The sequence below is a fragment of the Streptomyces sp. NPDC052020 genome (genome assembly GCF_040680575.1).
Classification (GTDB): Bacteria; Actinomycetota; Actinomycetes; order Streptomycetales; family Streptomycetaceae; genus Streptomyces.
In genome coordinates this window covers 23,203-36,771 of sequence record NZ_JBFAWY010000045.1, presented here as the reverse complement: position 1 = coordinate 36,771, position 13,569 = coordinate 23,203, and the positions used below count along the sequence as shown (strand labels likewise).

Annotated in this window: 13 protein-coding genes and 2 pseudogenes; 9 read left to right on the top strand and 6 right to left on the bottom strand. The window is 70.1% G+C overall.

The window, feature by feature from the left end:
* Positions 1 to 4 precede the first annotated feature (4 nt).
* The 3 genes from AB0L74_RS30900 to AB0L74_RS30890 are packed head-to-tail and all read right to left on the bottom strand — an operon-like array spanning position 5 to position 3,815.
* Positions 5 to 2,218 (bottom strand): xanthine dehydrogenase family protein molybdopterin-binding subunit, encoded by a 2,214-nt coding sequence (locus tag AB0L74_RS30900; protein ID WP_365659636.1) that lies wholly within the window; start codon positions 2,216 to 2,218, stop codon positions 5 to 7.
* Positions 2,215 to 3,198, bottom strand: coding sequence for a xanthine dehydrogenase family protein subunit M (locus AB0L74_RS30895; RefSeq protein WP_365659634.1), 984 nt, complete (start codon positions 3,196 to 3,198; stop codon positions 2,215 to 2,217). Before AB0L74_RS30895 ends, AB0L74_RS30900 begins: the two co-directional genes overlap by 4 nt.
* Positions 3,195 to 3,815 (bottom strand): (2Fe-2S)-binding protein, encoded by a 621-nt coding sequence (locus AB0L74_RS30890; RefSeq protein WP_365659632.1) that lies wholly within the window; start codon positions 3,813 to 3,815, stop codon positions 3,195 to 3,197. The genes AB0L74_RS30895 and AB0L74_RS30890 overlap by 4 nt, the downstream gene beginning before the upstream one ends.
* A 234-nt stretch (positions 3,816 to 4,049) precedes the next feature.
* Between AB0L74_RS30890 and AB0L74_RS30885 the strand changes: the two genes are divergently transcribed.
* Complete coding sequence (locus tag AB0L74_RS30885; RefSeq protein ID WP_365659630.1) at positions 4,050 to 4,820, top strand: TetR family transcriptional regulator; 771 nt, start codon at positions 4,050 to 4,052, stop codon at positions 4,818 to 4,820.
* 170 nt (positions 4,821 to 4,990) lie between these two features.
* Positions 4,991 to 5,233 (top strand): hypothetical protein, encoded by a 243-nt coding sequence (locus tag AB0L74_RS30880; protein ID WP_365659627.1) that lies wholly within the window; start codon positions 4,991 to 4,993, stop codon positions 5,231 to 5,233.
* Between the two features lie 466 nt (positions 5,234 to 5,699).
* Here the strand turns inward: AB0L74_RS30880 and AB0L74_RS30875 are convergent, their stop codons facing one another.
* Positions 5,700 to 5,906 (bottom strand): hypothetical protein, encoded by a 207-nt coding sequence (locus AB0L74_RS30875; RefSeq protein WP_365659624.1) that lies wholly within the window; start codon positions 5,904 to 5,906, stop codon positions 5,700 to 5,702.
* A 160-nt stretch (positions 5,907 to 6,066) separates the two neighbouring features.
* On the opposite strand from AB0L74_RS30875, the gene AB0L74_RS30870 reads away from it, so the two are divergent.
* Positions 6,067 to 7,212: a hypothetical protein gene (locus AB0L74_RS30870; RefSeq protein ID WP_365659621.1), complete on the top strand. Its 1,146-nt coding sequence runs from the start codon at positions 6,067 to 6,069 to the stop codon at positions 7,210 to 7,212.
* A 73-nt stretch (positions 7,213 to 7,285) separates the two neighbouring features.
* Positions 7,286 to 7,618 carry a hypothetical protein gene (locus AB0L74_RS30865; RefSeq protein ID WP_365659618.1) on the top strand — a complete coding sequence of 111 codons (333 nt, stop codon included), beginning with the start codon at positions 7,286 to 7,288 and terminating at the stop codon, positions 7,616 to 7,618.
* 78 nt (positions 7,619 to 7,696) lie between these two features.
* On the opposite strand, the gene AB0L74_RS30860 is transcribed toward AB0L74_RS30865, so the two are convergent.
* Positions 7,697 to 8,077 carry a hypothetical protein gene (locus AB0L74_RS30860; protein WP_365659615.1) on the bottom strand — a complete coding sequence of 127 codons (381 nt, stop codon included), beginning with the start codon at positions 8,075 to 8,077 and terminating at the stop codon, positions 7,697 to 7,699.
* A gap of 602 nt (positions 8,078 to 8,679) precedes the next feature.
* Between AB0L74_RS30860 and AB0L74_RS30855 the strand changes: the two genes are divergently transcribed.
* From AB0L74_RS30855 to AB0L74_RS30840, 4 genes and pseudogenes are all read left to right on the top strand, one after another.
* Entirely contained in the window at positions 8,680 to 9,384 is a 705-nt protein-coding gene (locus AB0L74_RS30855; protein WP_365659612.1) for an NUDIX domain-containing protein, read from the top strand.
* Complete coding sequence (locus AB0L74_RS30850; RefSeq protein WP_365659609.1) at positions 9,381 to 9,749, top strand: MazG-like family protein; 369 nt, start codon at positions 9,381 to 9,383, stop codon at positions 9,747 to 9,749. The genes AB0L74_RS30855 and AB0L74_RS30850 overlap by 4 nt, the downstream gene beginning before the upstream one ends.
* Before the next feature lie 521 nt (positions 9,750 to 10,270).
* Positions 10,271 to 10,369 (top strand): annotated as a pseudogene (locus tag AB0L74_RS30845) (IS982 family transposase); the annotation flags it as partial.
* A gap of 130 nt (positions 10,370 to 10,499) precedes the next feature.
* A pseudogene (locus AB0L74_RS30840) lies at positions 10,500 to 10,979 on the top strand (asparagine synthase-related protein); the annotation flags it as partial.
* A 5-nt stretch (positions 10,980 to 10,984) separates the two neighbouring features.
* Here the strand turns inward: AB0L74_RS30840 and AB0L74_RS30835 are convergent.
* Positions 10,985 to 11,248, bottom strand: a complete 264-nt coding sequence (locus AB0L74_RS30835) for a hypothetical protein (RefSeq protein WP_365659667.1) — start codon at positions 11,246 to 11,248, stop codon at positions 10,985 to 10,987.
* A 330-nt stretch (positions 11,249 to 11,578) separates the two neighbouring features.
* Here AB0L74_RS30835 and AB0L74_RS30830 point away from each other — a divergent pair, with 330 nt between their 5' ends.
* Complete coding sequence (locus tag AB0L74_RS30830) at positions 11,579 to 13,564, top strand: DUF4157 domain-containing protein (protein ID WP_365659606.1); 1,986 nt, start codon at positions 11,579 to 11,581, stop codon at positions 13,562 to 13,564.
* The last annotated feature ends 5 nt before the right edge of the window (positions 13,565 to 13,569 follow it).

Below are 13,569 nucleotides of genomic sequence, written 5' to 3'. Positions count from 1 at the left end.
TCGTTCACCGGGCTCCTCCCTCCTCTTCGATGAGCTTGTCCTGGGTGATGGGCAGGTCGCGGATACGACGTCCGGTGGCGTGGTAGACGGCGTTGCCGATGGCGGCGGTCATCCCGGTCATCGGGGTCTCCCCGAACCCGCGTGCGCCGAGGGCGTCGAGGTTGGCCGGGTCGGGCTTGTCCACGAAGCCCATGCGGATCTCCTCGATATCGGCGTTGACCGGCACCAGGTAGCCCGACAGGTTGGGGTTGACGATCCGCCCCAGGCGCTGGTCGACCACGGTGTGCTCGGACAGGGTGAAACCGACGGCCCAGACCGCGCCGCCGATCCCCTGGCTGCGCAGCGTCCTGCGGTTCAGCACCCGGCCGGCGTCGAAGTACCCGTGCATGCGGGTGACGCGGACCTGTCCGAGCCGGGGGTTGACGCGTACTTCCGCGAAGCAGGCGCCGGTGGAGTAACCGGGGGGAATGAAGAGGGGGTTGGCGGTGGCCTCGACGGGTTCGCCGTGCCGGGTGACGACCGCGCGGACGGTGTCGCGGCGTGTGCGCCGGTCGGTGTCGCAGAGGACCCCGCCCTCGACGGTGATCCGGTCGGCCGGGACGCCATGCAGGGAGGAGCGGGTGTCCGAGACGGCGATGTCGATCAGTGCCCGGCGGGCCGTGGTGCAGGCCCGGTTGACGGCGGCGCCGACCCCGGGAACGGTGGCGGAGGCGGCGGAGACGAAGGCGAACGGGTAGGCGGTGTCCCCGATTTGGAAGTCCACGTCGTCGATGTCCAGGCCCAGGCTCTCCGCGGCCACTTGGGACATGACGGTGTACGTGCCGGTACCGATGTCGTGGGTGGCGACCTGGACCACCGCTTGCCCGCTGGCGGAGATCACGACGCGGGCGCCGGCCCCCGGCCGTCCGCCGGCCGTGTGCCCGGCGGTCGCCATGCCCCAGCCGATCAGGGTGTCCCCGTCGCGCATCGACCGCGGGCGCGGATCGCGCCGGTGCCAGCCGAACGCGTCCGCACCACGGCGGTAGCACTCCTCCAGGTGCTTGCTGCCGAAGGGGGCACCGTCCTCGTCGGGGTTGTCCGCGGCGTAATTGCGCATCCGCAGTTCGATGGGGTCCATGCCCAGTTCACAGCTCAGCTCGTCGAGTGCCGTTTCCAGGCCGTGGGAGGCGACGGCCTCCGGTGACCGCATCATGCTCGGCGCGGGCAGGTGAAGCGCCACCGCCCGCTGTGTCACCCGCACATGGGGGCAGGCGTACAGCATGCGGGTGGGCTCACTGGTGTTGAACAGCAACTCTTCGGTACGGCTGACCTGGGAGGTGGTGACGTGCTCGATGGCGGTGAGCGTGCCGTCCCGCTTCGCTCCGATCCGCAGCCGCTGGTGGGTCTCCGGGCGGTGGCCGTTGGAGGTGTAGGCGTGGGCGCGGGAGAGCACCAGTTTGACCGGGCGCCTCAGCTCGCGGGCGATGGCGGCGGTGATCAGGGTGTGCGGCCACACCGGGCCCTTGGCCCCGAAGCCTCCGCCCAGGAACCGGGACAGCACCCGCACGTTGGCGGGAGGCACTTTCAGCGCCTCGGCCACGGTGGCCTTGGTGGCGTTGATGCCCTGGGCCGTTTCGTAGATGGTCAGTTTCTCGCCGTCCCAGACAGCGGTCGTGGCGGACGGCTCCAGGGCGTTGTGGTGGTGCATGGGCGTCGTGTAGCTGACGTCGACGCGTACGTCGGCCTGCGCCAGGCCCGCCGCGGGGTCGCCGCGGGTGATGTCGTTGGGGCCCTTCAGACCCGACGTGGGCACGAAGGCCTCGTCCATGGCCGCGGCCAGGTCGGCCTGCGGTGCGCGGGTGTCGTAGGAGACCTCGACGAGTGACGCGGCGTGCCGGGCCTGCTCGGGAGTCTCGGCCACGACGTAGGCCACCGGCTGGCCGCTGTGGTGGATGTCCGCGTTCTGGAGGGGGATGACCCGCTTCCAGTACGCCGTTCCCTGCGCTGTGGGCACGGTCAGCTCGGGCATGTTCTGGTGGGTGAAGACGGCGACCACGCCGGGTGAGCGCTCGGCGTCCCGCACGTCGACGCCGGTGACGCGGGCGTTGGCGACAGTGCTCAGCACGAGAAAGCCGTGCAGGGCCCCGCGGACTTCGATGTCCGCGGTGTAGGTGGCCGCGCCGGTGACCTTGGCGCGGCCGTCGACCCGAGTGAGAGGGCTGCCGACGATCGGGCTCATTCCAGTCCTCCGAGATCTTCGAGAACGTCGGCCAGGGCACGCTGCACCAGCTCGACCTTCAACGCGTTGTGCTCGCGAGGATGAGCGCCCTGGACCAGGGCCCGCCCGGCCGCCGCGATGGTGGCCCGGTTCAGAGGTCGGCCGCGCAGGGCGTCCTCGGCCTCGGGTGAACGCCACGGCCTGGTGGCGATGCCGCCGAAGGCGAGCCGGACGTCACGAACCCTGCCCCGCTCCCGGGTGAGGGCGGCGGCCACGGAGACCACGGCGAACTCGAACGAGGCCCGGTCGCGCAGTTTGAGGTAGCGGGAGCCGGCCGCCAGGCGGCTCTCGGGTATCTCGACGCCGGTGATGAGTTCGCCGTGCCGCAGCGCGGACTCCCGGTGCGGGGTGGAGCCGGGCAGGCGGTAGAAGTCCCGGAGGGCGAGGGACCGGCGGCCGTCCGGACCGAGGGTGACAACGGTGGCGTCCAGGGCGCTCAGGGCCACGGCCAGGTCGGACGGGTGGACGGCGATGCAGTGCTCGCTGCCGCCGTGGATGGCGTGCCAGCGGTTCTGCCCGGTGATGGCGGGGCAGCCGCTGCCGGGTTCGCGCTTGTTGCAGGCGCTGCCGACGTCGCGGAAGTACCAGCAGCGGGTGCGCTGCATCAGATTGCCGCCGATGGTGGCCCTGTTGCGGATCTGCGGGGACGCGGAGGCGAGCAGGGCTTCGGAGAGCACGGGGAAGCGTTCCCGGACCACCGGGTGCTCGGCGACGTCCCCCATGCGGGCCGTGGCACCGATCCGCAGTCGGCCCTGGCTGACGCCGATGCCCGTCAGGTCCAGACCGCTCACGTCCACGACGAGGTCCGGGGTGAGGACACCGTCCTTCATCAGGTTCGTCAGTTCGGTCCCGCCTCCGATGAACGCGGCACCGGGATGGCCCGCGACCAGGCCGACGGCGTCGGCGGGGCGCGACGCACGCGCGTACTCGAAGAGCTTCACTCCGCTTGTCCCTTCGCGGCGTCCCGTACGGCGTCGACGATGTTCGGGTAACAGCCGCACCGGCACAGGTTGCCGCTCATCCACTCGCGGATTTCGGCGTCCGATCCGGCGTGGCCCTCCCGGATGCAGGCGACGGCTGACATGACCTGCCCGGATGTGCAGAAGCCGCACTGGAAGGCGTCGCGTCGGATGAACGCCGCCTGCACCGGGTGCAGTTCGTCTCCTCGGGCCAGGCCCTCGATCGTGGTGATCTCCCGCCCGTCCTCCATGACGGCGAGTGTCATGCACGACTTGACCCGCTCCCCGTCGACGAGGACGGTGCAGGCGCCGCACTCACCGCGGTCGCAGCCCTTCTTCGTCCCCGTCAGCCCGACCCGCTCACGCAGCGCGTCCAGCAGGGTGACGCGGGACTCGACCGTGACGTGGCGCTCCACGCCGTTGACACGGAGAGTCACGTCGGCCGTCGAGGCGGGGGGCAACGTGGTCTCCGCGCCGACGGCGATCGCGGTCATGCCGCCCGAGGCGGCCACGGCGACCGCGCCTACCGCGCCGACCTTGAGCACGCTGCGGCGGCTGTGTTCGTCGGCTGAGTGGTCGTGCTCGTCAGTGTCGGACATGCGTCTGTGTCTCCTAGCGGGAAGGTGACGGGCGGGAGAGGGGGTGCGGTGGCGCGTCGGGGGACCGGGGACGTGGCGCGCCGGGGACCGGGGACGGGAAGGCGCCGTCCGGGGCACGCCGGGAGCCGAACTTCGCGCTAACCACCAGGTGTCCCCGCGAAGCATCACTGATGACGAGTTCGCTGCATCGACGATAACACATCGGTGATGTCGGTCAAGCGTTATCATCGATCTATGACGCTCCCCGACACCCAAGCCCAGCCGCGCGAGCGCATCCTCCGGGCAGCGGCGGACCTGCTCGCGCGTGGCGGACGCGAGGCGGTCTCCACCCGCTCGGTCAGCGCCGCCGCGAGCGTGCAGGCACAGACGATCTACCGGCACTTCGGAGACATGCAGGGTCTGCTCGACGAAGTGGCCCGCCAGGGCTACGCGTCCTACCTGGCCGCCAAGCGGGAGAACCTCATCGCCGGTGACCCCGTCGACCAGCTGCGGCGCGGCTGGTCCCTGCATGTGGCCTTCGGGCTCGCCAACCCGGCCCTCTACCGGCTGCTCAACACCGACGCGCGTCCCGGCGCGGGGTTCGCGGCGAACGGTGAGGCCGGCAGCCTGCTCCTGCAGCTCGTCACCCGGGTCGCCGAGGCCGGCCGACTGCGCGTCGGCGTCGAAGAGGCGGCGGCGATGATCCACGCCGCGGGCGTCGGCGTCACGCTCACGCTCATCAAGGCCGACGCCGCCGGCCGACTCGCCGACCACGAGGGCCTCTCGGAACGCACCCGCGAGGCCGTGTTCGCGGCACTCGTCACGGACTTGGACGACACCTCGCCCCAGGGCACGCGCGCCGCACGCTGCGCCCGGCACGCGGTCGCCCTCAAGGCCCTGCTCGATGACGGAGAGCACCCCTTCACGGCGGGGGAGTACACGCTGCTGGGCGAATGGCTCACGAGGCTCGCCACCGCGGCGGCGGACGGTGCGGAGAGCGACTCCCCTCCCCCGTCCGACAGTTGACCCCATTTCCGGCCCCTCCGGGTGCCGGTGGCCGAGCCGGGCGGGTCCCGGCTCGACCAGGGCACCCCCGCCTCGCCGGTCAGACGAGTTGACCGACGGGAATGACCTTGTGGCTGAGGCCAGCGTGGTTGAACCGTAGGCTGCGTGCCATGGCGCGATTTGATGAGGTCATGGCGACGTTCTGGGGTGAGGGCGATGACGGCGTCCAGCAGCCGCTGACGGACGAGATGGTGCGAGAAGCCGAGCGTGTGCTCGGTGGGACGCTGCCTTCGGCCCTGCTCGGTCTTCTGCGGGTTCAGAACGGTGGCGCCGTGACGGCTGATCACCACGCGTTCCCCACCAGCCGACCGCCCGGCGCCGCGGCCGGGGTGACGCGGCGGTCGCGGACCGGGCGGCGGACAGCGCAGGCATAAGGCGGGCGCGGACCGGGGCCCCACGGGGCGACACGGCGCAGCGGCGCCCGGGCGGCAGGGCTATTCCCAGGTACGCACTTCCTCCGAGTTCCGACAACGTCGGATCGATCACCTGGCCGTTCCTGTCCGCGCACCAGGCATAGAGCGTCGGCAGGGGGCTGCCGCCCCGAGCGCGAGGCCCTCGATATAGGCCAGGTCCGGGTGCTCCAGCCCGGTCTCCGCCGCGTTGACGAAGCATTGCCGCTCGGGAGCGCCCGGACCCCGGCCGGGAGGGCGGCAGGGGCGAACCAGCGGCCGTACGCAGCGGGGAGCTCGTACACCGACCGATGCTTCCACTCCGCGGTGCCGTCGTAGTCCAGCTGGTCCGTTTCCTATCAGCACGCGGAACCCACGTCCAACGGCGATGTGGCTCTCGGGCGTGAGCACGAGGCGAGGCAGCGGCAACGGCGGACGACAGCGGGCGCAGTCAGCGATGCCGCCCGGCCTCTTTGGCCACCAACCGCACGAGGCCCGCCAGACACGTCAGGACAGCGGCGCCCACGGCAAGGGGTTCGGCCAGTCTCGGATAGGCGAACGTCAAGCAGACGACCCCTGCGGTGGTGAGCAGGCCCACCGCCGTGGCCAGCAGGAGCACAAGGGTTCGCAGCTCACGGTGTTCGGCGTTCCTGGTCATGGGTGGATCCGTCTCCTTCGTCTCGGGTCGCGGCCCAGCCTGGTTCGGGTGGGCCGGCTCTTCGCCCATTGCAGCGGACCGGTAGCACGGCGACCGGGCGAAGGTGGGGGGTCTCCAAGAACCGCCGACCGCTGTGAATCGGCGCCGGTACGGTCGCGGGGTGAACACCACGAAGGTGCCCAGCCGGGCGGACCAGCAGCTCATCGAGCATGCCCGTGAGCACGGCTTCACGGTGACGGGCAAGCGGTTGTCCGGATGGAGGCGCCACGGGCTGCTCCCGGCGAACGCGCATGGTGGAGGGCTCGGTCGCGGCCGGGGCAGTACTTCGCAGCCGGTGGCCGCCAGCTTCGCTCTGGTGCTCGCTCTCGCCCGGTTGGCCGGGAGAGGGAAGCGGCCGGCGGACGTGGCGCTGGCCCTGTTCGGAGAGGGCCTGCCGGTGCCGGAGCCGACGGTCCGGGCCGCCTTCCGGGCCGCCGTGGACGCCATCCGCCTTCCGGGCACCGTCCCGGGGCAGGACGTCGATGAGAAACTGGACGCCGTCGACTCGTACATCGGCCGCGGCGGCCAGGCCGCGGTCATGGTGCCCGCGCGCGCACGCCGGGTTGACGAGCAAATCGCCGCGTTCTTCGAGTCAGCCGGTGTCCCCTGGCCACCTAAGGAACTCGTCCCGTTCGACGAGCATCTGAACGACGAGCGACTGACACCGCAGGGCGCCACGTTGTTCGCCGCCGACGCCTTGCTCACGGGCAGTGCACCCCTGCCGCTCGTCGGCGCGCTGCTGCGTGGGATGGCACCCGGCCGGGACGCGAATCCGATCGCGTCCCTGGTGGAGACCACGGTGCGCGACGTTCCGCACTCCCCCGTCCTGGGCCCTGACGACAGCCTGACGATACCGGCCGGCGACGTTCGCAGCGTCCTCCGCACGCTGGCGGAGACAGCCTCGCCGGAGGACCTCGCCGCCGCCTGGCACGCCGCCCAGGGTGTGCGCTCCTGGGCGATGGACCTGTGTGTGCGGACGGAAGCAGAACTTGCCGCCCGGGCGCCCGGCGAGGCCACCACGGAGTGGTGGATCAGCAGGCAGCTGCCGGCCGGGCTCTACCTCCTGGAGGAGCTACGCACCCGGCACGAAAAGGCCACCACGACCGCTCTGTCGGCTCTGCTCCTGCTGCTGCAGCGCGAAACGTTCGCCGAGCTCGACCGGGTACAGGAGGGCTTGCAATGGGACCTCGCCCAGACTCCGGGCTTCCTTCCCCCGCCCGTCCGTGCCTTCCTCGCCCTGCCCTCGGCCACTCCGGCTTCCTCTTAGGTCTCTTCACTCCCGGGCTCGGCTTTCGGCCAACTCCGCACCGTGTGGACTTGCTCGGGGAGAAGACGGCTTCATGAGCCTGATCACCCGTCACGCATTCGCCCGCGCCCGCCTCATCGAGGAACTGGCGGATGCCGCGGCGAAGCGGGGCTACGAGGTGTCCGACGACCCCGGCGTCACCGAGCTCGCCGACGGACTGGCGCAAGCCGTCGACCGGCTTCAGGCCGATCGTGACGGGCGCGCTGCGGCAGCATCCCACCTTGGGACGGCTGTCGAGCGTCTGAGAGCGGTGGCCCGCCTGGGCGGGCTGCTGCCCCTCATCGTCTGCCATCACCTCCGTCGTGCTCTGCAGCACGAGCAGAGCGCGCGTCTGAAGGTGGAGCAGTCCGCTCTCCCCGTGACCTGACAGAACACGACCCTCCGGCAGAGGGCCTGCCCCCGAGCGGATGGCCTGGCCGGCATGCGCGACAGGTGGTTGCGACGGTCAGCTGGTTGCCGGCCCATGCAGAGGGTGCTGGGGCACGGCGGCGGGTTGGCTGGGCATCGGAGCGTGTTCGGCGAAGAAGATTCGAAGGCGCGTCGGTGGTTGGGTGCGCAGGCTGCGGGCCATCGCCCAGGTCCGGGGCGGGAGGGAGCGGGCGCGGTCGCGGTCGCGGTCGCGGTCCTCGCGCCACATGTCGGCCACTGCGGACCGGCCGCAGACGCGGACGGCCGCGAGATCGCAGGCGAGTTCGCCCCACCAGTGGAACAGGACGGTCAGCATCCAGGCGGCCGCCGCATCACCCAGGCCGTCGTCGGCGTCACCGGTGCCGGCCAGCAGGGCGTGGGCAAGGTGCCGGTCGGCGCCGGGCAGATGCCCACGCATCGCGTCGAGGAGCCGGCCGGGGCCGAGGGCGGTCAGCAGCGGGTCATTGCCCGCCCCAGCGCAGCCACACGGCGGCTGGCATCGTCCGGCCGGGGTGAGGGCGTACACCTGGGGACGCGGCGGTGAACTCGCCGGCGCGGCGGTGCAAGAGCGGCAGGTGCACGCCGATCGCGGTGACGTTCGCCTCGTCGCTGGCACGCGGCCAGCACGTCGGCAACCAGATGAAGGATCCCGCCGGGCAGTGCGGCGCCCGTGCGGGCCCGGGCGGCGGCATACCCCAGCAGGCATCCCAGTGCGCGCACCGCCCGGGCCGAGCCGGGCAAGCTCCCCGCCGAACCGCGCTCCTCGCCGACGCCCGCGACATCGACCGCGCCGTCGGCCACGGGCGGTGGTGTCCCGGGCCGGGCGGAGACGGGAGCGGCGGGATGGGAGAGGGCCGGGCTCCGGCGGCGCAATGTGGCCGGGCGCAGGGACGGAGACCGGCTGGCGGGGCGACGGCGGTCACGGGGCATGGCGCGGCACCGGACCCGGACGACCAGGAGCGGAAGCGGCACACGGCCGGGGGCGGGACGTGGGCCGGAGGGGCCGAGGCGGAGGACACGGTGGACGCCGGGCAGCGGGGCACCGGAGGACGCCGGCGCGGGCGGCGGGGCGCTGCGGCGGACGGCGGCGCGGGCACGGCACTGTGGGAGGACCTCCTGGTCGAGTACGGACTCATCCTCGGCTCGGTCACGGCGATCGACGCCCCGCAGCCGGACGACGCCGCCTCCTACCGCCTGTACGCGGCCCGCCGGCCGGGACGGGTCCCCAGCCGCCCCCGTACGCCCCCACCGCCTCCGCCGAACGCGGCCGTGGGTCGGCGTGATCGTGCACGGCCCGCACGGCGTGCTGCTGGACCGCCACCGGCACGGCACGTACGAACTGCCCGGCGGAAGGTGGAGCCCGGCGAGACGTTCCCCGAGGCCTCCGTACGCGAGCTCGCCGAGGAGTCCGGTCTCATGGCGGACCCCAGCCATGTGCGGGTGCTGGGCACTCTCCTCGACCGGGCCGGCGATGTGGTGCGGGTGACGGTACCCGTACTGGTCACCCGCTGGTCCGGCACCCCGCAGCAGCGCGAGGAGGACCTGCGGGCCTGGAGATTCTGGCCCGCGGACAGGTTGCCCAGCCCGCTGTTCGTGCCCAGCGCCCAGTGTCTGACGGCGTGGGACCCGGCTCTCCCGCTCGATCACCCAGCCGCCTGGTTCCAGCCCTACGGCTCCCCGACCGGGCCTGCAACGACGGCTGACGCAACAAGGAGCACGTGGTGAACACGAACCCGACGTCGGACACCATCAGCCGCCTCGCCAGCCGCTTCACCGCGCTGGACACCGCACGCGGCATCCCACCGGAACAGCAGTGGACGCTGCAGATCCTCAAGCTGACCGAGGAGGCCGGCGAATCGGCGCAGGCCGTGATCGGCGCCTGGGGTACCAACCCCAGGAAGGGACAAAGCCACACGTGGCAGCACGTTCGAGAGGAGGTGGTCGACACCGCCATCACCAGCCTGGTCACGTTGTACCGGATGCTCGGTGACGAGGCACCCCTCTTCTTCGACACCATGCTCGCCGAGAAGGCAGGGAAGTTCCTTCCCTGCGTCGACGAGGCGGGCACAGCGGTCGCCGAGCAGACGTGAGCGGCACGCAGGTATCCCAGCAGCGGGGACGTCGAGCCGCTCGACTCGATCCCGGCGTCGCTGGGCCCGGTGGTGATCCACGGGGCCCGGCTGTTGCTCGCCGCTGCCCTGGACGATGCCGCCGGCGCGGCTCACCGACCCGTCGGCCCGGCCGGCCGAGTGGTCCGACCGGCGGAACCTCGAGCGGGACGGCGCGGACAGCGCCGGGTGGCGGGGGGGGGGGGGCTCGGGCTCGTTGGATATGGCAACGGGCTGGCGGCCCCGTCCTGGACACGTAGGGCCACCGCCCGCGAACTGTACGACACAACTGTGCACGGGCGTCTGGGCGCTGTTCTGCCCAGCCTCTTCGGTGACGGGCAGGCCGCTGCCTCGTCCCGCCGGGATTTCGACCAGGCCCGGCTCTCCTCCGTCTCCAGCCTGGCCGCCGCGGTCTGGTCAAGCTCGGCTCCTACGAGCAGGTCCGGCTCACCGCGGACCGCACCCGACTCGCGAAGCTGGACCAGCTCCTTGCGGGGCCTCTCCGCGTGGCTCAGCGGATCCTGGCGATGACCTGCGCGATCTGGCACAACCGCACCATCGGCGCACCCGTCACCCGCTCACTGATCGCCTACGACCACTGAGCCACATGCCACATCGGAACTACTCGTCTAGTGGGCTCGGTGGCCGGACGCGTCTACGCGCGCGGGACGGCGTCAGGGGACCGGCGCCTGTTCCATACGACGGTGCGCGGAGTGTCCGTTGCTGCTGACCGTGCCCGCACGCTGGCCTGGCTGGCCGCGGCGCAGGCGGAATGTCGCAGGTCGCGGTCCGGCTGGCCTCGCTGATCACCGTCCCGCACCCGCTGGACCATGCCTCGATGTTCCACGGCGTCGATGCCGTACCGCCGGGCCAGGCCCTGCACATCGAGCCTGGTGCCCGCGCCGCTGTGCGGCAGTGGTGGCGGGCGCCGGAGGCGGAACTTCCGCTGCCAGAGGGCGCCGCAGGGCTGCGGCGGGCGTTGCGGGACGCGGTGGCCGCCCGCGTACGGCCCGGCGAGCGGTGGGGGCGGACTTTTCCGGCGGCATGGACTTCATCTCCCTGTGCTTCCTGGCCGCCGAAGCCGGCGCGGACCTCGTCGCCCTGACCCTGGAGGCCCGCGATCCCGCGCGTGAGGATGCGGCCTACGCCCGGCAGGCCGCTGGACGTCTTCCCGCCGAAACCGTCCACCTGGTCTTTCCCACCGCGCAGTTGCCGCCCTACCTCACCGGTCTGGAAGAAGGCGGTGAGCCGCAGGACGAACCCCTCACCCACCGCCGCGACCTGGCCCAGCAGCCCCGGTACCGCCTGTGTCGGAGTTCCTCGACCATCTGGGCTTCCCACTCGTCCAGGGCATGCATCGTCACCCACATGTTGCGCCCGTGCGCCGCCAAGACGACCGGCCACCGATAGGTACCCACCCTGGCGTAGCAGAGCTTCGCGCAGGCCCTCGGCCTCCGGGCAGGCGTTGTATGTCGATCCATCGGAAAAACGGCCGGTTCCCTGTCAAGTTCCGTTTGTTGATGGACGTCTCCCTCACAGCGAGAGAGGAACCTGAGGGACGACTACCTGTGGTCGGCACACTGCCTCGTCATCACGATGATGCCGCGCCGCCGGGAACCGGACGGCTGGCAAGGCGGCAGCGCTGAGCAGCCCGGACCAGCGATGGGCGGGCGGCCCTCTGGGGCTGTCGGAGCCATGCGGGGGATGCTCGGGGGCTCGAAGAGTGGATATGGACGTCGAGGCCTTAAGGCTTCATCCCAAGCGGGGCATCCCTCGACGTAGTGCGTCGCCTCTCATGTGTGGAGTTCGGTATGACTGTGTTCTGCCAAGTGGCTGGTCGGTTCGAGGGCGGGCCGTTGGATGCGGGTTTGCGCCGTCTTCTGGAGGATGCCTTCGGACATGATCTGGGGGCCGTTCGGGTGCACCACAGTGAACAGGCCGACCGGCACTGCCGGGCTTGGGGGGCGCACGCTTTGGCCTTCGGGCGGCATGTGCTTTTCCGAAGGGACGCGTACGCTCCGGGTTCGGAAGGGGGGCTGTGGTTGCTGGCGCACGAGGTCGCCCATACGGTGCGCCAGTCGATCGGGTTGGACCGGCCGGGTGTCCGGTATGAGAGGGAGGCGGACGCGGCGGCCGATGCCGTGCTGGCCGGGCGGCGGTTCGTGTGGGGTGCGCCGACGGGGCCGGCGCGCCCGGTCGTGCAGCGGCACTCGTCGTGGGAACACCGGCTGCTGGGGGATATCCCCGTCTCGTTGATGCAGGACATTGCAGACGGTGCGCTGGCCGGGGCCGAGCCGCATCAGGTGGCGGCTCGCCGCGAACTCCTTGCCAAAGAGCGTGCGCTGATGGAGTTGTGGTATCAGGATCCGACGGCCGTTGACGCCGACCGCTGGAAAAAACATTATAGATCCGTGTTCCCGGAAGTGAAAACGGTCGTACTGGAACCGGAACAGGGGAAGAAAGGCAGCCTGCTGGTCAGTCTCGGAGAGCTGAACACTTTGGCAGACTATCTACCCGATGCTGATGCCATCGAAGATTGCCCGTACGACCTTCTGGTTGCAATCCTGCAAACGGTGCGCGAGCAGAGCTCACGGCAGTACAAGAGCGCTTTGGGAAGGGACAGCATTCTGCAGTGGTCCCGCAAAGCCTTTAAGCACAGCCTGGGTTTGTCGTACTTTGATAACACGCTTCGAAATGCTAGGGAGACCAGAAGCTTCAACAACGCGACCAAGAAATTTCTCGCGGATAACAAGGTCAGCGACCGCTACAACAGTGTTCTGTGCCGTAACGCCTGCCATTTCGCTCCGTACTCCTGGTACCGGTGGCAGATCTTCTATCTACGCGCCCGAACCTGCGCGGAGACCTATCACACATCCCGGGACGCCAAGGATGAGAGGAAAATCTGGGTCAACCTCGGGTTCGCCGACCACTTCTTGCAGGATTCGTTCGCCGCCGGTCACCTCATCAACAAGACCCGCATCATGCAGTGGTACATCGACTGGCTTTCGACGTCGCAGTTCAGCCGAGGGGTGGGTGAATGGGCGTCGGTGAGAACGATGTCCAGTACGGAGCAGAAGCTGCTGCACGCTCCGGATCTGTATGACCCCAAGTACGTGGACAGTATTCGCGAGATGCGCCCCAAGGGAGAGACAGGAAATAGTTGGGTGACCGACCCGCAGACCGCCGAGGAGGAACAGACTCTCGCCTTGCGGATGCAGCGCTGCGGGGTGCGCACCACTGCGGCCGAGTTGGACGAGAAATATGCGTACGCCTGTTTCCTTGAGTTTTTGAACAACAGCGTCGTCCAACTGTCGAGCAACGTTGTTCACGACCACCTGAACAGGACATCGCTGCATGTGCGTAACAAGAAGCAAGAGGATTTTGTTGTCTGGGGCGACGACACCCTAATCAAGAGTGGGCAGGGAATGGTGATCGCGCGCCGCGCCGCTCAGTTGTCGCAGCAGTCGATCGTTGACCTCATGGAAAAAGGCAGTACCACTACGACGACGCGCGACATCTTCGACCTTTTTCCGCGGGAGGTCAAGGTCGGCACGAAATGGCTTGGGCTGGACGACTGGCACGACCAGTCGCTGAAGACCATGTGCGAACAGCAGTTGTTCTGCCGCCGACGCGACCTTGCGAAGAGCCTGGTCCTGTACTCGGTCGCGAGGCATATGGAATGGCCGTCGAAAGACTACGAAACCCTCACAGAGTACCGCAGGAGCGAGGACAAAAAGCGCGGGAAAAAGACGATTCTTGACCGGGTTCCCGAAGGTCCCACTGCGGTCTGGGCGTGAGGTTC